This is a genomic window from Klebsiella grimontii (assembly GCF_042137965.1).
GTDB lineage: Bacteria > Pseudomonadota > Gammaproteobacteria > Enterobacterales > Enterobacteriaceae > Klebsiella > Klebsiella grimontii.
In genome coordinates, this window is sequence record NZ_CP169721.1 from 4693262 (window position 1) to 4712813 (window position 19552).

The window sequence follows — 19552 nt, forward strand, 5'->3', positions numbered from 1 at the left end:
GGGCTACGGGTTCACTGCCGTCTGCGGACCGGTAGCCCGGACAGGTGCGCCAGCACCGCCTCCGGGAAGCCGTACCCACCGAGGCTTCGCATACTCTCCCCGGTGGCGGCTGACGCCTTACCGGGGCTACGGGTTCCCCGCCGTCTGCGGACCGGTAGCCCGGACAGGTGCGCCAGCACCGCCTCCGGGAAGCCGTTCCTACCGAGGCTTCGCATACTCCCCCCCGGTGGCGGCTGACGCCTTACCGGGGCTACGGGTTCCCCGCCGTCTGCGGACCGGTAGCCCGGCCAGGTGCGTAGCACCGCCTCCGGGAAAATAACCGGTTACGAATATTTTTTGGTGCGCCGGGTCGGGGCGGTATTGGCCGGATCGTCCGGCCAGACGTGCTTCGGATAGCGCCCTTTCATCTCTTTTTGCACCTCGCGGTAGCTCCCCTGCCAGAATGCGCCTAAATCGCGGGTGATCTGCAGCGGGCGCTGCGCCGGCGACAGTAGCTCCAGCACCAGCGGCACCCGCCCCTGGGCGATAGTCGGGGTCGTCGCCTCGCCAAACATCTCCTGCATCCGCACCGCCAGCGCCGGAGGGTTATCATCGTGATAACGAATCGCGATGCGGCTACCGGTCGGCACCGTATAGTGCGTGGGTAGCTCGCTGTCCAGCTTCTGGCGCAGCGGCCACGGCAGCCAGTTTTGCAGCGCCTGACGCACATCCAGCGCCTTCAGCGCGCGCAGAGAATGGACGCCCGTCATCTGCGGTAACAGCCACTGCTCAAGCGATGCCAGCAGCGATGCCTCATCAACGGCTGGCCACGCCTCCTCCGGCAGCCACTGCGCCGCGCAGTGCAGGCGCAGACGCAGCTGCTCCGCCTCCGGCGTCCAGTTGAGCACGCTCAGCCCCTTTTCGCGGATGCCGTTGAGCATCGCCTGATGCAGCTCCTCTTCCGACGGCTTCGCCAGCGGTTGAGTTTTAATCACCAGCCGTCCGATACAGGTACGCCGCCAGGCCTTCAGCGTGCCTAACGTCTCATCCCACTCGACGATATCGGAGCGCTGGACCAGCGCCGGACACCGCTCAATCAGCGCGTTAATCTCTACCGGCAGCGCCAGCAGGATCCGCGCATCCGGCGATGAACTTCCCTGCAGCAGCAGCGGCGCGATCAGCCACTCGTGGCGGCCCAGCGCATCGTCGGCGTCGAGCATCGCCCCCATTCCGTTGGCCAGCTGATAGCGCCCCTCCTGGCCGCGACGATGGGCGATACGGTCGGCAAAAGCGGAGGCCAGCAGCGCCGCGATTCTGTCGGCGTCGGGCTGACCGCCGCGCACCGTCAGCCTTTTCATCAGCTGCTGCGCCCGCTGCTGCCAGTTGCCCTGCTGACGGGCAAACGCCGCGCTAAGATCGCTATTGCCGCCGCGCGGCGGCTCTTCCAGGATCGCCGCCAGCTTAGCCGCCGTGGCGGCGCCATCGGCATCCTCCGCCGCGGTCAGCATCGCCGCCAGACGCGGATCGTTGCCCAACGCCGCCATTTTGCGCCCGTGCGACGACAGCCGCTCGCCTTCCAGCGCAGAAAGGTCGGTGAGCAGACGCCGGGCCGCCGCCAGATTAACCGCAGGCGGCAGATCCAGCCAGCTAAGCTGCGCCGGGTCCTGGCATCCCCACTGCAACAACTCCAGCAACAGTGAAGACAGGTCGCTTTGCAGGATTTCCGGATCGCCCTGCGCCGCCGCGCGCTCGGCCTGCTCTTTAGCGAGCAGATGCAGACAGATCCCCGGTTCCAGACGCCCGGCGCGTCCGGCGCGCTGGGTCATTGAGGCCTGGCTGATGCGCTGCGTGACCAGGCGGGTAAGCCCGGTGCGGGCGTCAAAGCGGGCGACGCGCTCCTGGGCGCTATCTACCACCAGACGAATCCCCTCAATAGTCAGACTGGTTTCGGCGATATTGGTCGCCAGCACCACCTTGCGCATCCCGACGGGCGCAGGCAGTATCGCCTTGCGCTGCTCACTCAGCGGCAGCGCGCCGTACAGCGGGCACAGCACAACATCGCTCGCCACCCGCTCCGCCAGCCGCTCCTGTACCCGTTGGATCTCGCCAACGCCGGGCAGAAACAGCAGCATTGAACCGTTTTCGCTACGCAGCAGTTCCGCGGCGGCAATCGCCACCGCCTCGTCAAAACGCTGATGGGTCGCCAGCGGCTGAAAACGCCGCTCAACCGGAAACGCGCGCCCTTCGGAAACGATAACCGGCGCCTCCGGCAGCAGACGCTGCAGGCGCTCATTATCAAGCGTCGCCGACATAATCAGCAGCTTGAGATCGTCGCGTAGCCCCTGCTGGACGTCGAGCAGCAGCGCCAGCGCCAGATCCGCCTGCAGGCTGCGCTCGTGGAACTCATCGAGGATCGCCAGCCCCACGCCGCTCAGCTCCGGGTCGCGCTGGATCATCCGCGTCAAAATACCTTCCGTCACCACTTCGAGGCGCGTGTTCGGCCCGACGCAGGTCTCGGCGCGCATGCGGTAGCCCACGGTCTCGCCGGGCTTCTCCCCCAGCAGTTCCGCCAGCCGCTGCGCCACGTTACGCGCCGCCAGCCGCCGCGGCTCCAGCAGGATAATGCGCCCGTTAATTTTACCCTGCGCGAGGATTTGCAACGGCAGCCAGGTGGATTTCCCGGCGCCGGTTGGCGCATTAAGCAGAACCTGCGGCGCATGCCGCAGAGCAGAAAGAAGTTCAGGGAGGACGGCGGCAACCGGCAATGAGGACACGAAGCGCTCCGGAGGTTAACATTTGCGGGCAAGCATTGTAGCATCCCGGTAATTCATTACCGAGTCTCTATCATGTCCGAGCCGAAAAGGCTGTTTTTCGCCCTTGAACTTCCCGCAGAAGTTCAGCGGCAGATCGTTCACTGGCGCGCCGCCAGCTTTCCCGAAGATGCGGGTCGACCGGTGACGGCGGCAAACCTCCATCTGACGCTGGCGTTTCTTGGCGAAGTGAGCGCGGATAAGCAGCGGGCGCTGTCAGCGATGGCCGAACGAATTCGCCAGCCGGGCTTTACCCTGACCCTTGACGATGCCGGGCAGTGGCTGCGTTCGCGAGTGGTGTGGCTGGGCACTCGTCAGCCGCCGCGCGGAGTTCTGCAATTAGCGAATATGCTGCGCGCCCAGGCCGCCCGCAGCGGCTGCTATCAGAGCCCGCAGCCGTTTCATCCGCATATCACCCTGCTGCGCGACGCGCGCCACGCGGTGGCTATTCCGCCGCCCGGATTTCGCTGGGCGTTTGCGGTCAACGAATTTGTACTCTACGAATCCAGCTTTAGCCGCGGCCGCACCCGCTACAAGGCGCTGGAACGTTACCCTTTCGACAAGGAAAGCTGATGCTGTTTACTCCCCCGCTACGGTCCGCCACCCTCATTAAACGTTACAAACGGTTTCTCGCGGATGTGATCACCCCCGACGGTCGCGAGCTGACCCTGCACTGTCCCAACACCGGCGCCATGACCGGCTGCGCCGCGCCGGGCGATACCGTCTGGTATTCCACTTCAGATAATCCTAAACGCAAATATGCCCACACGTGGGAAATAACCGAAACCGTAGAAGGTGCGACAATTTGTGTTAATACTCTACGTGCTAACACGTTGGCGAAAGAGGCGATTCTGGCGGGAAATATTCCCGAGCTTTTGGGCTATAACACGCTGAAAAGCGAAGTGAAGTATGGTGATGAAAACAGCCGCATTGATATTCTGTTACAAGCAGATGACCAACAAAACTGCTATATTGAAGTGAAATCGGTTACGTTGGCGGAAAAGGAATACGGTTACTTCCCCGATGCGGTTACCGAACGCGGCCAGAAGCACCTGCGGGAGCTGATGAGCGTGGCGGCAGCGGGCGATCGGGCGGTGATTTTGTTCGCCGTGCTGCACTCGGCGATCGACCGTTTCTCACCCGCGCATCATATTGATGCCAGATACGCACAGCTATTGATTGAGGCGCAAAACAAGGGGGTGGAAATTCTCGCGTACAAGGCGGAACTTTCTACCGAGATGATGACTCTGAATAAGCCGATTACCGTGGTGTTAACCCCCGGTAAATAAACGGCTAAATAGTATTCGGGTCGCGAGCGCAAATACGCTTTTCCTCACAGGGTTGTCAAGTGTAACGTTTAGATAATTGCTATCCGGAAAAGCATCTGCTATTTATAGCGGCCTGATTTTTCCCCCAACACGGGGATCGATAGTGCGTGTTAAGGAGAAGCAACATGCAAGAAGGGCAAAACCGTAAAACATCGTCCCTGAGTATTCTCTCCATCGCTGGGGTGGAGCCGTACCAAGTGAAGCCGGGCGAAGAGTATATGAACGAAGCCCAGCTGGCGCACTTCAAGCGCATTCTTGAAGCGTGGCGTAATCAACTTAGGGATGAAGTGGATCGCACCGTAACGCATATGCAGGATGAAGCTGCTAACTTCCCGGACCCGGTAGACCGTGCCGCTCAGGAAGAAGAGTTCAGCCTGGAGCTGCGTAACCGCGACCGCGAACGTAAATTGATCAAAAAGATCGAGAAAACGCTGAAAAAAGTCGAAGACGAAGATTTCGGCTTCTGTGAATCCTGTGGCGTCGAGATTGGTATCCGTCGTCTGGAAGCGCGTCCGACCGCTGACCTGTGCATTGATTGCAAAACGCTGGCGGAAATTCGCGAAAAACAGATGGCAGGCTAATTCACTTCGCTGGCACATCTCTGGCGGGAGCTTTCTCCCGCCCTGATGCTTTAGTCATATCATGAAAGATTCACACTACATCGGGCGCTTTGCTCCCTCACCTTCCGGCGAACTCCACTTCGGTTCATTGATTGCCGCGCTTGGCAGCTATCTGCAGGCTCGGGCTCAGAACGGTATCTGGCGCGTGCGCATTGAAGATATCGATCCGCCGCGGGAAGTTCCCGGCGCCGCGGACACCATTCTTCGTCAATTAGAACGCTACGGCCTGCACTGGGACGGAGAGGTACTCTGGCAGTCAAAACGCCACGAAGCCTATCGCGAGCACCTCGCCTGGCTGCGCGAGCAGGACCTCTGCTATTACTGCACCTGCACCCGCGCGCGCATCCACGGCATTGGCGGTATTTACGACGGCCACTGCCGCGATTTACGCCTCGGCGCGGAAAACGCCGCTCTGCGTCTGCGGCAAACGCGTCCGGTCCTCGAATTTTATGACCGACTGCGCGGCACGATCGTCGCCGATGAGCCGCTGGCGCGGGAAGATTTCATTATCCACCGCCGCGATGGGCTGTTCGCCTATAATTTGGCGGTGGTAGTGGACGATCATTTTCAGGGCGTCAGCGAAATCGTCCGCGGCGCCGATCTTATCGAGCCGACGGTGCGGCAAATATCGCTTTATCAGCATTTTGGCTGGCAGGCGCCGGACTATATCCATTTGCCGCTGGCCCTCAACGCGCAGGGCAATAAACTGTCGAAGCAAAACCACGCTCCGGCGCTGTCTGAAGGCGATCCGCGCCCGGAAATTGTGCGGGCGTTAACGTTTCTTAATCAGGATGTCATTCAGGAATGGCAGACGCTCAGTATTGAGGATTTACTCGAGTACGCGATAGCGAACTGGCGGCCGGAGCAAATCCAGCATTCTCAAATGCGTTCCGCTGAGCTATGATTAGCCGCTATTTTTTTGTCCTGAAGTCCGTCTGACACTACGAGGTGTACCATTTTTACCCGAGTCGCTAATTTTTGCCGTAAGGTGCTAAGCCGTGAAGAGCGCGAGGCAGAAGCCGCCGTCGAACAATTACATATGACGGTTATCCCGCGCGAGCAGCATGCAATTTCCCGCAAAGATATCAGTGAAAATGCCCTCAAGGTCATGTACAGACTTAACAAGGCGGGCTATGAATCGTGGCTGGTCGGCGGCGGCGTACGCGATCTGCTGCTGGGCAAAAAACCTAAAGATTTTGACGTCACCACCAATGCGACCCCGGAACAGGTCCGTAAGCTGTTCCGCAACTGCCGCCTGGTAGGCCGCCGCTTCCGCCTGGCGCACGTGATGTTCGGGCCGGAAATTATCGAAGTCGCCACCTTCCGCGGCCATCATGAAGGCCACACCACCGATCGCATCACCTCCCAGCGCGGCCAGAACGGCATGCTGCTGCGCGACAACATCTTCGGTTCGATTGAAGAAGATGCCCAGCGCCGCGACTTTACCATCAACAGCCTCTACTACAGCGTGGCGGATTTCACCGTCCGCGACTACGTCGGCGGCATGAAAGATCTGCAGGATGGCGTCGTCCGTCTGATCGGCGATCCGGAAACCCGCTATCGCGAAGATCCGGTGCGCATGCTGCGCGCGGTGCGTTTTGCAGCGAAGCTCAGTATGAGCATCAGCGAAGAGACCGCCGAGCCGATCCCGCGCCTGGCGACGCTGCTGCACGATGTGCCGCCGGCGCGTCTGTTTGAAGAAGTCCTGAAGCTGCTGCAGGCCGGCGACGGTTATGAAACCTACATCCTGCTGCGCGAATATAATCTGTTCCAGCCGCTGTTCCCGACCATTACCCGCTACTTCACCGAGCGCGGCGATAGTCCAATGGAGCGCATCATCAGCCAGGTGCTGAAGAATACCGATACCCGCATTCGCAACGATATGCGCGTTAATCCGGCGTTCCTGTTCGCGGTGATGTTCTGGTATCCGCTGCTGGAAACCGCGCAGAAAATCGCGCAGGAGAGCGGACTGGCCTACTACGATGCCTTCGCGTTGGCGATGAACGACGTGCTGGACGAGGCCTGCCGCACGCTGGCCATCCCGAAACGTATTACTACCCTGGTGCGCGATATCTGGCAGCTTCAGCTGCGGATGTCCCGCCGTCAAGGTAAACGCGCGTGGAAGCTGATGGAGCATCCAAAATTCCGCGCCGCCTACGATCTGCTGGAGCTGCGCGCCGGCGCCGAAAACAGCAGCGAGCTGCAGCGTCTGACCAAATGGTGGGGCGAGTTCCAGGTCGCCGCGCCGCCGGATCAGAAAGATATGCTGGATGATTTAGGCGACGATCCGGCCCCGCGCCGCCGCCACCGTCGTCCGCGCAAACGCGCGCCGCGCCGCGAAGGTAGCGCATGACGCTCGTCTATATCGCGATTGGCAGCAATCTGGCCTCTCCGCTGGAGCAGGTCAACGCTGCCGTTAACGCGCTGGCGGACATACCCGATAGCCGGGTAATAAGCGTTTCCTCTTTCTACCGCACGCCGCCCCTGGGGCCGCAGGATCAGCCTGACTACCTCAACGTCGCCGTCGCGCTGGAAACCGCGCTGACCGCAGAAGCGCTGCTCAACCACACCCAGCGTATTGAACTGCAGCAGGGCCGCACGCGTAAAGCCGAACGCTGGGGACCGCGCACGCTGGACCTCGACATCATGCTGTTTGGCGATGACGTGATTAACAGCCCGCGCCTGACCGTACCGCACTACGATATGAAAAACCGCGGTTTTATGCTGTGGCCGCTGTTTGAAATCGCCCCCGAGCTGCGTTTCCCCGACGGTACGGCATTACGGGCTGTTCTGGCAAATCTCGGCGCAGAAAAACCCGCCCTCTGGTAATAACCCTTCTTTTTTAGCAATTACGGCGATCGTGGTAATCGGTTGCCTAAAACCATTGCCCCCCTGAATGCTGCTGTTAGAATGCCGGTTAAAATGACTTTCATCATCAGGAAACGTTATGAAACCGACCACTATCGCCCTGCTGCAGAAATGTAAACAGGAGAAGAAACGCTTCGCCACTATCACCGCCTACGACTACAGCTTTGCAAAGCTGTTCGCCGATGAGGGTATAAACGTGATGCTGGTCGGCGATTCGCTGGGCATGACGGTGCAGGGCCACGATTCCACCCTGCCGGTGACCGTTGAAGACATCGCCTATCACACGCGCGCGGTACGCCGCGGCGCGCCGAACTGTCTGCTGCTCGCCGACCTGCCGTTTATGGCTTACGCCACGCCGGAACAAACCTTCGAGAACGCCGCTATCGTCATGCGCGCGGGAGCCAACATGGTCAAAATCGAGGGCGGCGCCTGGCTGGCGGATACCGTGAAAATGCTTGCCGAGCGTGCGGTACCGGTGTGCGGACACCTCGGTCTGACCCCGCAGTCGGTGAATGTCTTTGGCGGGTATAAAATTCAGGGCCGCGGCGATGCCGGGCAAGTTCTGCTTGATGATGCGCTGGCGCTGGAAGCGGCGGGCGCGCAGCTGCTGGTGCTGGAGTGCGTACCGGTTGAACTGGCGAAACGCGTCACCGAGGCGTTAACCATCCCGGTGATTGGTATCGGCGCGGGCAACGTCACTGACGGACAAATCCTCGTGATGCATGACGCTTTTGGTATTACCGGCGGTCATATTCCAAAATTCGCCAAAAATTTCCTTAGCACAGCGGGCGACATGCGCGCCGCGGTACGGCAATATGTTGCCGAAGTGGAGTCCGGCGTGTATCCGGGCGAAGAACACAGTTTCCATTAAGGAGTGTTGTTGTGCTGATTATTGAAACCCTGCCGCTGCTGCGCCAGCATATCCGCCGTTTACGCCAGGAGGGCAAGCGCATTGCGCTGGTTCCCACCATGGGCAACCTGCACGATGGCCATATGAAGCTGGTTGATACCGCTAAAGCCAGCGCGGATGTCGTGGTGGCAAGTATCTTCGTCAACCCAATGCAGTTTGACCGCGCCGAGGATCTGGCGCGCTATCCGCGTACCCTGCAGGACGATTGCGAAAAGCTGAACAAACGGAAGGTCGATTTGGTCTTCGCGCCTGCCGCGGCGGAAATCTACCCGCAGGGTACCGAAAGCCAGACTTACGTCGATGTCCCGGGGCTGTCGACGATGCTTGAGGGCGCCAGCCGTCCAGGCCACTTCCGCGGCGTTTCCACTATCGTCAGTAAGCTGTTCAACCTGATCCAGCCGGACGTCGCCTGCTTCGGCGAAAAAGACTTCCAGCAGCTGGCGCTGATCCGCAAAATGGTCGCGGATATGGGCTACGACATCGAGATTATTGGCGTACCGATTATGCGCGCGAAAGACGGGCTGGCGCTGAGTTCGCGCAACGGCTATCTCAGCGCAGAGCAGCGCAAAATCGCGCCGGGGCTGTATAAGGTGATGAATCGCGCGGCGGAGAAACTGGCGGCCGGCGAGCGCAACCTTGACGAAATTATCGCGATTGCCGGGCAGGAGCTGAACGAAAAAGGCTTCCGCGCCGATGATATCCAGATCCGCGACGCCGATACGCTGCTCGATTTGACCGAAAACAGCCAGCGCGCGGTGATCCTGATGGCGGCGTGGCTCGGCGAAGCGCGTTTGATCGACAACCAGATAGTGGCGCTCGCTCGGTAGACACGGGTTAAAAATCGGGCAATACTGCCAGGAATTTCCTCAAGGCGGACGTCACGCCCGCTTTGTTATCGTTAAGCTTTAAAGGTAGACGTTATGATTCGTAATATGCTGCAGGGCAAACTCCACCGCGTTAAAGTCACGCAGGCCGACCTGCACTATGAAGGCTCCTGCGCTATTGATCAGGATTTCCTGGATGCGTCCGGCATCCTGGAAAACGAGGCTATTCATATCTGGAACGTGACCAACGGTAATCGTTTCTCCACCTACGCCATCGCCGCGGAGCGCGGTTCGCGAATTATCTCCGTTAACGGCGCCGCGGCGCACTGTGCGAGCGTCGGTGATATTCTGATTATCGCCAGCTTCGTTATGATGCCTGACGAAGAAGCCCGCGCCTGGCAGCCGAAAGTGGCCTATTTTGAAGGCGAGAACGAAATGAAGCGCCAGGCAAAAGCTATTCCGGTACAGGTTGCCTGATCTACCCCTGCGGCTGGTTGCTTATCAGCCGCGACATGGTTTCCAGCGAATCCGTTCTTAATACATACAGCCTTTTCAATAAGAACGGATTATCCCCCGGTTTCACCTTTCCTCTTACCGTCGTCACCGCCAGATGAAAACCAGCGTCATTCGCCGCCTGAACCGCCGTGGCGTTATAGCCGCCAAACGGGTAAGAGAGATACTGTACGTGCGGATTAAACTGCGCCAGCGCCCGCCGCGAATGCTCAAAATCAAACAGAATATTGTGATAGCTGCGGCTGAGCAGAATTGGATGACGATCGGTATCAACCCGATGGAGAAAATGGGTATGCGACTGCACGTCAAAAACGTCCTGAATCTGTTTTAGCTCGGAAATACTCATAAACTGCAGCGATTTCGGCGCCCATTTCTGCGGATGGCGCTTAATGCGCGACGAGATAATAAAAGCCGTGGCGTGAAAGCCATACTGCTTGAGGATCGGGTACGCGTAGCGGTTGACCGACTTCAGCCCATCGTCAAAGGTGATCACCACCGAGCGCGCCGGTAGGTTCACTTTATTACGCAGATAGCCCTCAAGCTGATACATACTCAGCGTGGTATAGCCCTGGTCGCGTAGCCAGGTCATCTGGTTGCTGAAGGCGCGAACGGAAGTCGTTGTTGAGGTATGGCGAAAGCGGGTGTTTTCTTCGTCACGAAGAATATGGTGGTAGGTAAGGATGGGGATGCCGTTATCTTCCTGGGCATCAAGGCTGCTCACCCACGCCAGCCGGTTGCCGATGCGAATCTGAAACCAGGTTTGATTCAGCCGATCTTTAAGCTTGCTGATAATCGGGTAACGCAAATTACTCGCCAGGGTGCCAAAGGGCGCGCTGCCAATGGCGGGGGCATCATATACCGGCGTATCTTTCCAGGTCATGAGGTTTTGGTTGCTCAGGGATTTATGCAGATCGCCCAGGCTGTCCTCAACCCGCTGCTTCCCCTGTACCGGCTCCAGGTGGCCTTTATCAATAAAGCCGGTCGCAAAGCCAAAATTAAACTCATAGTAATCCGCCGCCGTCGGCACTACCGCCAGAATCTGTCCTGCCCGCACGTGGCCGACGCTCACTACCTGATTGCCCACCTGTGCCCAGATATCGGCATCTTCGGTCGTCTGCATATAACGTGCCGGGACACCCTGCTGGCTTAACAAACTGGCTGAGGCGCCGAGCGTCGTGAACAGGAGAAGTAAAGCAAGAATTCGGGCAAACATGCGCATCGAACCAGTAGACAAGAACTGCCGTCATTGTAACAAAAGCATCATCAATACCAATGCTTAATTCCCGTACGGCTCATGCAGTAGTCGAAAAGGCGGATTTTTTTGCTGCTGATGCCAGAGGCTGCTCACCGCAGGACCTCCGGCGCTGACAATCGCGTGGCGGAAGGCTTCACTACTGAGGGACGGACGTAGCAGATACATACTTTCCAGTAATGGGTAGCTGATACCAGAAATCACTTCGCAGTGGGTGTGCTTGTGGCTCATCAGCGCAGCGACGCGATAAGGCGCCGCGCCGGTTTTATCAGTCAGAAAAATGACCCCTTTCCCGCCGTCAGTTTCGTGCAGCGCGTCGCACATCATGCGGCTCAGCATATTGCTGCTGAGATTACGCCAGTAGTTAACCGCCCGACACTGCGTCAGCGGCCCAAACTTTTTCTCCAGACGATCCAGCATCTCCTGCGCCAGTTCGTCATGACAGGTAATCACCCAACCTAACATCGCCTACCTCCTTAGCAGGCAAACAATTTAGCAAGGGAAGCGATAAATATCGGTGATGACAATCAAAATTGTTTGCTGGCGCTTCGCTTAACTGCGCAGCGAAGCGCCATGAACGGCTAAATTAGCTGCGCAGCCCGCGCCCGCGCTGGATCAGATACCAACACAAAATATAAAACGCGACGATAAACACCACCAGCACGCCGAAGGTTGTGGCGAGCGGAACATCATTAATGCCGAGGAAGCCGTAGCGGAAGCCGCTGATCATGTAGACAATCGGGTTCAGATGCGACAGGCCTTGCCAGAACGGCGGCAGCAGGGTCAGCGAATAAAAAACCCCGCCGAGGTAGGTCAGCGGCGTCAGCACGAAGGTCGGAATGAGGCTGATATCATCAAAGGTTTTGGCAAACACCGCGTTCAGCAGACCAGCCAGCGAAAATAACACGGCGGTCAGCACCAGAGTCAGGGCGACAAATACCCATGAGTGAACCTGGAACGGGACGAAAAACAGCGAAATCGCCGTCACCAGAATCCCGACGCACAGACCGCGGGCAACGCCGCCGCCCACATAGCCGGCGATCACCACATGGGTGGGGACCGGCGCGACCAGCAGTTCTTCAATATTGCGCTGAAATTTCGCGCTGAAGAATGATGACGCGACATTGGCGTAGGCGTTGGTGATCACCGCCATCATAATCAGGCCCGGCACGATAAACTGCATATAGGTAAAACCATGCATTTCACCGATGCGCGAGCCGATCAGATTGCCAAAAATGACAAAGTAAAGGGTCATCGTAATGACCGGCGGCACCAGCGTCTGGATCCAAATACGCATAAAGCGATGGATCTCTTTGGTCCAGATGCTTTTCAGCGCGACCCAATAAAGCTGCATCATGCTGATTCTCCTTTCCGATCGTGTACCAGCGTGACAAACAGCTCTTCCAGACGGTTAGCTTTGTTACGCATACTTAATACCTGTATTCCCTGCGCGCTCAATTGCGTAAATACGCTATTAATCCCCTGCTCGCGCAGCACCTCAACCTCCAGCGTCGACGTATCAACCAGACGATACTGATAGCCTTCCAGTACCGGTAATGGGCTTTTGGGAGCCAGATCGAGAATAAAGGTTTCTGATTTCAGCTTGGAAAGCAGCGCCTTCATCGAGGTGTTTTCCACCAGCTCGCCGTTCTGAATAATACCGATATTGCGACACAGCATTTCGGCCTCTTCCAGATAGTGGGTCGTCAGGATGATCGTGGTGCCTTTATCATTCAGATCTTTCAGGAATCCCCACATCGAACGACGCAGCTCAATATCCACTCCCGCCGTTGGCTCATCGAGAATCAGCAGCTTCGGTTCATGCATCAACGCGCGGGCAATCATCAGGCGGCGCTTCATGCCCCCGGAGAGCATCCGCGCGCGTTCGTTGCGCTTTTCCCAAAGATCGAGCTGTTTGAGGTACTTTTCGCTACGGGCGATGGCTTCTTTGCGCTCAACGCCGTAGTAGCCCGCCTGGTGAATCACAATCTGCTGCACGGTTTCAAAGGGGTTAAAGTTGAACTCCTGCGGCACCAGGCCGAGCTGGCGCTTGGCGTTCACCACATCCTTTTGCAGGTCATAGCCAAACACGTTGACCTCGCCGGAGGTTTTGTTCACCAGCGAACTGATAATGCCGATAGTGGTGGATTTTCCCGCGCCGTTCGGCCCCAGGAGCGCGTAAAAATCGCCCGCTTCTACCTGAAGATCGATTCCGCGCAGCGCCTGAACCCCGCCGGGGTAGGTTTTTTTGAGCTGTTTTAGTTCCAGAGCAATGGTCATTAAATGTCTCTTCTCGTGTCGTGACACGCGATGGGTTGTTTTAAAAAATGTGAGGTTAACCTATATTAGCGCAACGCACTTACTTGGTTACAGGCCCGTAAACATCCATGAACGATATAGATACACTCATCAGCAACAATGCACTATGGTCAAAAATGCTGGTGGAGGAAGACCCCGGTTTCTTTGAGAAACTGGCACAGGCGCAGAAGCCGCGCTTTCTGTGGATTGGATGTTCCGATAGCCGCGTCCCCGCTGAACGTTTGACCGGCCTGGAACCCGGCGAGCTGTTTGTACACCGTAACGTCGCCAACCTGGTGATTCACACCGACCTGAACTGCCTTTCCGTGGTGCAGTACGCGGTCGATGTACTGGAAGTCGAACACATCATCATCTGCGGCCACTACGGCTGCGGCGGCGTGCAGGCGGCGATTGAAAACACCGAGCTAGGCCTTATCGACAACTGGCTGCTGCATATTCGCGATATCTGGTTTAAGCACAGCTCGCTGCTGGGGGAAATGCCCGAAGAGCGCCGCCTTGATACGCTGTGTGAATTGAATGTGATGGAGCAGGTTTACAACCTTGGCCATTCAACGATTATGCAGTCGGCGTGGAAGCGTGGACAGAAAGTGACAATTCACGGCTGGGCCTACGGCATTCACGACGGCATGTTACGCGATCTTGACGTGACCGCCGTCAGCCGCGAAACGCTGGAACAGCGCTATCGCCATGGAATTTCCAACCTTAAAAGCAAGCACGTCAATCACAAGTAATTCACGCGCCCCTCTTAATATCCCGGATAAGCCGGGATAGATAATCCGCGTTACTCGTCCAGCAGCGTCACTTTGCCGATATACGGCAGGTGGCGGTAGCGCTGAGCATAGTCGATGCCATATCCCACCACGAACTCGTCCGGGATCGCAAAACCGACAAACTCAACCGGCACCTTCACTTCGCGGCGGCTTGGCTTATCGAGCAGCGTACAAATCGCCAGCGATTTTGGTTCACGCAGGCTGAGGATTTCGCGCACTTTTGACAGCGTGTTGCCAGAGTCGATGATGTCTTCCACGATCAGCACATCTTTACCGCGGATATCCTCATCCAGGTCTTTGAGGATTTTGACGTCACGGGTGGTGGACATGCCGCTACCGTAGCTGGAGGCGGTCATAAAATCGACTTCATGCGGTACCTGAACTTCACGGCACAGGTCGGCCATAAACATAAATGAGCCACGCAACAGCCCCACCAGCACCATTTCGCTGCCGCTATCTTTGTAGTGCTCGTTGATTTGGCGACCGAGCTCAGCAATACGGGCTTTGATCTCGGTTTCCGGGATCATCACTTCTACAGTATGTTTCATAAAACTAACCATTTGATTCTTAATGTAAATCATCAACTCCGCTGCGATTGCACCGACGTTGACCGGCAAGCCACGCAGTATACCAGCAAAAAGAAATATGCGATGCAGTGATTAATAAAGCCCATTTTGTGATTCCGATCACACTTGTTAAATCCTATAATTAATTGCAGTTAAAAAATTAACAAACAAACGAGTGTCCTTCTATGGCAGAAACAAAATCTCAACAATCACGGCTACTCGTGACGCTGACGGCTCTTTTTGCAGCGTTCTGTGGCCTGTATCTCTTAGCAGGCGGGGCCTGGCTGGTCGCCCTCGGCGGCTCATGGTACTACCCTGTCGCAGGTCTGGTGATGCTGGCCGTCACCGTCTTGCTGTTCCGCGGTAAGCGTTCTGCGCTTTGGCTGTACGCCGCGCTGCTGCTTGCCACCATGATCTGGGGCGTATGGGAAGTTGGCTTCGACTTCTGGGCGCTGACTCCGCGTAGCGACATCCTGGTCTTCTTCGGCATCTGGCTTATTCTGCCGTTTGTCTGGCGTCGCCTGCCGATTCCCTCCTCTGGCGCCGTTGCCGGGCTGGTTGTCGCCCTGCTGATTAGCGGCGGCATCCTTACATGGGCTGGCTTCAACGACCCGCAGGAGGTCAACGGTACGCTGAGCGCTGATGCAACGCCAGCGGCGCCAATTTCCGAGGTGGCAGATGGCGACTGGTCGGCGTATGGCCGCAACCAGGAAGGCCAGCGCTACTCGCCGCTGAAGCAGATTAACGCCGATAACGTGAAGAACCTGAAAGAGGCATGGGTATTCCGTACGGGCGATCTCAAGCAGCCTAACGATCCGGGTGAAATCACCAATGAAGTCACGCCGATTAAAGTTGGCGACACGCTCTATCTGTGTACCGCCCACCAGCGCCTGTTCGCGCTTGATGCGGCCACCGGTAAAGAAAAGTGGCATTTCGATCCGCAGCTCAACGCGGACCCGTCTTTCCAGCATGTGACCTGCCGCGGCGTTTCATATCATGAAGCCAAAGCGGATAACGCGCCGGCGGATGTGGTTGCCGACTGCCCGCGCCGCATTATTCTTCCGGTCAACGATGGCCGCCTGTTCGCCATCAATGCCGAAACCGGTAAGCTGTGTGAGTCCTTCGCTAATAAAGGCATTCTCAACCTGCAAACCAATATGCCAGTCACCACGCCGGGCATGTATGAACCCACTTCACCGCCGATTATTACTGATAAGACAATCGTCATCGCCGGCGCCGTGACCGATAACTTCTCCACCCGCGAGCCTTCAGGCGTTATTCGCGGCTTTGATGTGAATACCGGTAAACTGCTGTGGGCCTTTGATCCGGGCGCGAAAGATCCCAACGCGATTCCTGATGATGAACATCATTTCACCCTGAATTCACCAAACTCCTGGGCACCGGCGGCCTATGATGCGAAGTTGGATCTGGTCTACCTGCCTATGGGCGTGACCACCCCGGATATCTGGGGCGGCAACCGTACGCCCGAACAAGAGCGCTATGCCAGCTCCATCGTGGCGCTGAACGCCACGACCGGTAAACTGGCGTGGAGTTACCAGACCGTTCATCACGATCTGTGGGATATGGATATGCCGTCGCAGCCGACGCTGGCGGACATTGACGTGAACGGCAAAACCGTGCCGGTGATTTACGCTCCGGCAAAAACCGGTAATATTTTTGTCCTCGATCGCCGTAACGGCGAGCTGGTCGTCCCGGCACCGGAAAAACCGGTTCCGCAAGGGGCGGCGAAAGGTGACTACGTCGCAAAAACTCAGCCGTTCTCCGACCTGAGCTTCCGACCGAAGAAAGACCTGACCGGCGCGGATATGTGGGGCGCCACCATGTTCGACCAGCTGGTGTGCCGCGTTATCTTCCATCAGCTGCGCTATGAAGGGATTTTCACTCCACCGTCAGAACAAGGTACGCTGGTCTTCCCGGGTAACCTGGGGATGTTCGAATGGGGCGGTATCTCCGTCGATCCGAACCGCCAGGTGGCGATTGCTAACCCAATGGCGCTGCCGTTTGTCTCAAAACTGATCCCTCGCGGACCCGGTAATCCGATGGAGCAACCAAAAGACGCCAAAGGTTCGGGTACCGAGGCCGGTATTCAGCCGCAGTACGGCGTTCCTTACGGCGTCACGCTCAACCCGTTCCTGTCACCGTTCGGTCTGCCCTGCAAACAGCCGGCATGGGGCTATATCTCCGCGCTGGATCTGAAAACCAACGAAGTGGTGTGGAAAAAACGTATCGGTACGCCACAGGATAGCCTGCCGTTCCCGATGCCGGTTAAGCTCCCGTTCACCATGGGTATGCCGATGCTGGGCGGCCCAATTTCGACGGCCGGCAATGTGCTGTTTATCGGCGCGACCGCGGATAACTATCTGCGCGCTTACAATATGAGCAACGGCGAGAAGTTATGGCAGGCACGTCTGCCGGCTGGCGGTCAGGCGACGCCGATGACCTATGAAGTGAATGGCAAGCAGTACGTTGTCATCTCTGCGGGCGGTCACGGTTCGTTTGGCACGAAGATGGGCGACTATATCGTCGCTTATGCTTTACCGGACGACGCGAAGTAAAAAAAGAAGGCCCGGTTTCCGGGCCTTCTCTCTATGGTACGTCTCTCTCTTTTCGCGCCAGGCGAGCCCGCTTAGACGAGCTACACCGTAAATCCAAGCATCATCCCCGTATCTTCATGCTCCAGCAGATGGCAGTGCGCCATATAGGCATGTTCTTTCGGCGCATCGTGATCAAATTTCACCAGCACTTCACTGACATCGCCTTCCACCCTGACGGTATCTTTCCAGCCGCTCCGGTGGGGTGCCGGCGCTTTACCGTTTTCGGACAAAATACGGAACTGAGTACCGTGAATATGGAAAGGATGCAACATCATGTCGCCTTTGCCGGAAATCACCCACCGCTCATACTGCCCTTTCGCCGCCGCAAACAGGGGAACATTCATATCAAAGGCTTTACCGTTGATTCGATTCGCATTATGGAAATCAAAACCTTGATGACCGTGCTTCATCTGCGCCATGCCGCCATGATTCATGTTTCCGTGATTCATATTCCCCATATCGCCATGATTCATCATCATGCCATGGTCCATGCCGGACATCGCCTGGTCGCCATATTTTTGCATCAGCGCCTGCATCCCCATCATATCGAGCATCGGATCCATAGAGAGCTGCAGAGTACGCTGAGTAAACCCCTGAAGGGAGGGCAGCGCTGGCATAGCGGCCAGAACATCCGGCAGCTTACCGGAAGCCTGGATAGTCAGTGGCTGCACGCGTAATACCGGCTGCGGCCGATCAAACGGAGCAATCGCCATCCCCATCTGGTTAACCGGTAGCGTAATTAAATCAAAGGGTTTCCCGTCAGTGGTATCCACCAGCACTTCGAAACGCTCCCCCATCAGCACCGGCAGCTCGTTGACTTTCACCGGCTCAGCCAGCAGACCGCCATCGCTTGCCACCACGTACATGGGCCGCTTATCGCTGGTGGCGAAATTCAAAGAACGCGCATTACAACCGTTAAGCAGACGCAACCGTAGCCAGCCGCGAGGCGCGGCATGCTCCGGGTAAAGCGCCCCGTTAGTCAGCAGCGTATCGCCAAACCAGCCAACGGCTGCGCTCATGATATCGAGCTGATAATCAATCTCTCCCGCTGCGGTGAACTTTTTATCCTGCACAATCACCGGGACATCATCAATTCCCCACTGCTTTGGCAAGAGCAGCTTTTCGCTTTCCGCATCAGAAATCAGTACCAGCCCCGCCAGCCCCATCGCGACCTGTCTGCCGGTTTTGCCATGTTGATGAGGATGGAACCAACAGGTCGCCGCCCGCTGCGTTGGAGTAAAGGTCACCGTGCGGGAGCCTCCGGCGGCAATCACGCCCTGGGGACCGCCGTCAACGGCGCCGGGAACCTCCAGACCGTGCCAGTGTACGGTGGTCTCCTCCGCCAGCCGGTTATGAATATCGATGGTTGCCTGCTCCCCCTGCTTAAGCTGTAGGGCCGGGCCCAGCAGATTACCGTTATAGCCCCAGGTGGTCGCAAGATGAGAGCCGAACTGCGTTTTTCCGGCCTGGATGATCAACGGGATGCGATTGCGCGCGTCGGCGGTAAGTAGCTCCGGTACAGGCAACGATGGACGACTGGCGGCGAAAACCGAGCGACTCCATAGCGGCAATGCGCTGGCTACGCTTACCGCAGCGGTTAGTTTAAGAAACTCACGACGTTGCATTTTCACATCCTTTTTATTCTGCTGGTGAATAATTGAGCTTAAACCCTCCCCCAACAGGAAGGTCAAGTAGAAGAGTAAGAATAAAGCTCGGCGCAGTGTAACGAAGTATGCTAACGTTGTTCGTCCGTGATTCAATGGTAGAAAAAATGAAGACGCTTTTCAGAACAATAGTGCTTGGCAGCCTGCTCACTCTCTCCGCCAATAGCTATGCATTAAGCGAGTCCGAAGCGGAGGATATGGCTGATTTAACGGCAGTATTCGTCTTTCTGAAGAACGACTGCGGTTATCAAAATCTGCCCAACACGCAGATTCGCCGCGCCCTGGTCTTTTTTGCTCAGCAGAACCAGTGGGATTTAAGCAATTACGACAGCTTCAATATGAAAGCGCTGGGTGAAGATAGCTACCGGGACCTCAGCGGAATCAAAATCCCCACCACCAAAAAATGTAAAGCGCTGGCGCGTGACTCACTTAGCCTGCTTGCTTACGTGAAATAACCCCCCTCATTTCAAAAAATCGGTAGCCGTGAGAATACGGCTATGATGCGCCGTAATAA

The 19552-nt window shown here is 57.2% G+C and carries 20 protein-coding genes; 12 read left to right on the plus strand and 8 right to left on the minus strand.

Annotated elements, in window-relative coordinates; all coding sequences use genetic code 11:
• Window positions 1-11: 11 nt before the first annotated feature.
• Complete coding sequence (locus tag ACE3MN_RS22030) at window positions 12-215, minus strand: hypothetical protein (RefSeq protein WP_142385546.1); 204 nt, start codon at window positions 213-215, stop codon at window positions 12-14.
• Between the two features lie 108 nt (window positions 216-323).
• Window positions 324-2753: an ATP-dependent helicase HrpB gene (gene hrpB / locus ACE3MN_RS22035; RefSeq protein WP_102650222.1), complete on the minus strand. Its 2430-nt coding sequence runs from the start codon at window positions 2751-2753 to the stop codon at window positions 324-326.
• 72 nt (window positions 2754-2825) lie between these two features.
• Between hrpB and thpR the strand changes: the two genes are divergently transcribed.
• The 9 genes from thpR (at window position 2826) to panD (ending at window position 9816) form a co-directional block, all read left to right on the plus strand.
• The gene (thpR, locus tag ACE3MN_RS22040) at window positions 2826-3362 is read left to right on the plus strand and encodes an RNA 2',3'-cyclic phosphodiesterase (RefSeq protein WP_024360335.1); all 537 of its coding nucleotides are present in this window, start codon (window positions 2826-2828) and stop codon (window positions 3360-3362) included.
• Window positions 3362-4078 carry a DNA/RNA nuclease SfsA gene (gene sfsA, locus ACE3MN_RS22045; protein ID WP_024360334.1) on the plus strand — a complete coding sequence of 239 codons (717 nt, stop codon included), beginning with the start codon at window positions 3362-3364 and terminating at the stop codon, window positions 4076-4078. The genes thpR and sfsA overlap by 1 nt, the downstream gene beginning before the upstream one ends.
• A 164-nt stretch (window positions 4079-4242) precedes the next feature.
• Window positions 4243-4698 (plus strand): RNA polymerase-binding protein DksA, encoded by a 456-nt coding sequence (gene dksA / locus ACE3MN_RS22050; RefSeq protein WP_004098689.1) that lies wholly within the window; start codon window positions 4243-4245, stop codon window positions 4696-4698.
• A gap of 61 nt (window positions 4699-4759) precedes the next feature.
• Entirely contained in the window at window positions 4760-5641 is an 882-nt protein-coding gene (gene gluQRS, locus ACE3MN_RS22055) for a tRNA glutamyl-Q(34) synthetase GluQRS (RefSeq protein WP_024360333.1), read from the plus strand.
• Window positions 5642-5692: 51 nt separating this feature from the next.
• Entirely contained in the window at window positions 5693-7090 is a 1398-nt protein-coding gene (gene pcnB / locus ACE3MN_RS22060) for a polynucleotide adenylyltransferase PcnB (RefSeq protein ID WP_071830632.1), read from the plus strand.
• On the plus strand, window positions 7087-7566 hold the full coding sequence (gene folK, locus ACE3MN_RS22065; protein ID WP_024360332.1) for a 2-amino-4-hydroxy-6-hydroxymethyldihydropteridine diphosphokinase: 480 nt from the start codon (window positions 7087-7089) through the stop codon (window positions 7564-7566). The genes pcnB and folK overlap by 4 nt, the downstream gene beginning before the upstream one ends.
• Before the next feature lie 118 nt (window positions 7567-7684).
• Window positions 7685-8476 (plus strand): 3-methyl-2-oxobutanoate hydroxymethyltransferase, encoded by a 792-nt coding sequence (gene panB, locus ACE3MN_RS22070; protein WP_004098680.1) that lies wholly within the window; start codon window positions 7685-7687, stop codon window positions 8474-8476.
• Between the two features lie 11 nt (window positions 8477-8487).
• Window positions 8488-9342 (plus strand): pantoate--beta-alanine ligase, encoded by an 855-nt coding sequence (panC, locus tag ACE3MN_RS22075; protein ID WP_004872105.1) that lies wholly within the window; start codon window positions 8488-8490, stop codon window positions 9340-9342.
• Between the two features lie 93 nt (window positions 9343-9435).
• A complete protein-coding gene (gene panD, locus ACE3MN_RS22080; protein ID WP_004129045.1) occupies window positions 9436-9816 on the plus strand; it encodes an aspartate 1-decarboxylase in 381 nt (126 codons plus the stop codon).
• A gap of 1 nt (window position 9817) precedes the next feature.
• On the opposite strand, the gene ACE3MN_RS22085 is transcribed toward panD, so the two are convergent.
• From ACE3MN_RS22085 to ACE3MN_RS22100, 4 genes are all read right to left on the minus strand, one after another.
• A complete protein-coding gene (locus ACE3MN_RS22085) occupies window positions 9818-11071 on the minus strand; it encodes a polysaccharide deacetylase family protein (RefSeq protein ID WP_102650221.1) in 1254 nt (417 codons plus the stop codon).
• Window positions 11072-11128: 57 nt separating this feature from the next.
• On the minus strand, window positions 11129-11569 hold the full coding sequence (locus tag ACE3MN_RS22090) for a PTS sugar transporter subunit IIA (RefSeq protein ID WP_004872110.1): 441 nt from the start codon (window positions 11567-11569) through the stop codon (window positions 11129-11131).
• A gap of 121 nt (window positions 11570-11690) precedes the next feature.
• Window positions 11691-12461 (minus strand): ABC transporter permease, encoded by a 771-nt coding sequence (locus ACE3MN_RS22095; RefSeq protein ID WP_004129040.1) that lies wholly within the window; start codon window positions 12459-12461, stop codon window positions 11691-11693.
• Window positions 12458-13384 (minus strand): ABC transporter ATP-binding protein, encoded by a 927-nt coding sequence (locus tag ACE3MN_RS22100; RefSeq protein WP_004872112.1) that lies wholly within the window; start codon window positions 13382-13384, stop codon window positions 12458-12460. Before ACE3MN_RS22100 ends, ACE3MN_RS22095 begins: the two co-directional genes overlap by 4 nt.
• A 107-nt stretch (window positions 13385-13491) precedes the next feature.
• Between ACE3MN_RS22100 and can the strand changes: the two genes are divergently transcribed.
• Window positions 13492-14154, plus strand: a complete 663-nt coding sequence (gene can, locus ACE3MN_RS22105; protein ID WP_004129036.1) for a carbonate dehydratase — start codon at window positions 13492-13494, stop codon at window positions 14152-14154.
• A 50-nt stretch (window positions 14155-14204) separates the two neighbouring features.
• Here the strand turns inward: can and hpt are convergent, their stop codons facing one another.
• A complete protein-coding gene (gene hpt, locus ACE3MN_RS22110) occupies window positions 14205-14741 on the minus strand; it encodes a hypoxanthine phosphoribosyltransferase (RefSeq protein ID WP_014227950.1) in 537 nt (178 codons plus the stop codon).
• A gap of 203 nt (window positions 14742-14944) precedes the next feature.
• Here hpt and ACE3MN_RS22115 point away from each other — a divergent pair, with 203 nt between their 5' ends.
• Window positions 14945-17335, plus strand: coding sequence for a glucose/quinate/shikimate family membrane-bound PQQ-dependent dehydrogenase (locus ACE3MN_RS22115; RefSeq protein WP_004872116.1), 2391 nt, complete (start codon window positions 14945-14947; stop codon window positions 17333-17335).
• 80 nt (window positions 17336-17415) lie between these two features.
• Here the strand turns inward: ACE3MN_RS22115 and cueO are convergent, their stop codons facing one another.
• Window positions 17416-18999 (minus strand): multicopper oxidase CueO, encoded by a 1584-nt coding sequence (gene cueO / locus ACE3MN_RS22120; RefSeq protein WP_102650220.1) that lies wholly within the window; start codon window positions 18997-18999, stop codon window positions 17416-17418.
• Window positions 19000-19145: 146 nt separating this feature from the next.
• Between cueO and ACE3MN_RS22125 the strand changes: the two genes are divergently transcribed.
• A complete protein-coding gene (locus ACE3MN_RS22125) occupies window positions 19146-19493 on the plus strand; it encodes a YacC family pilotin-like protein (protein WP_004872121.1) in 348 nt (115 codons plus the stop codon).
• Window positions 19494-19552 lie beyond the last annotated feature (59 nt).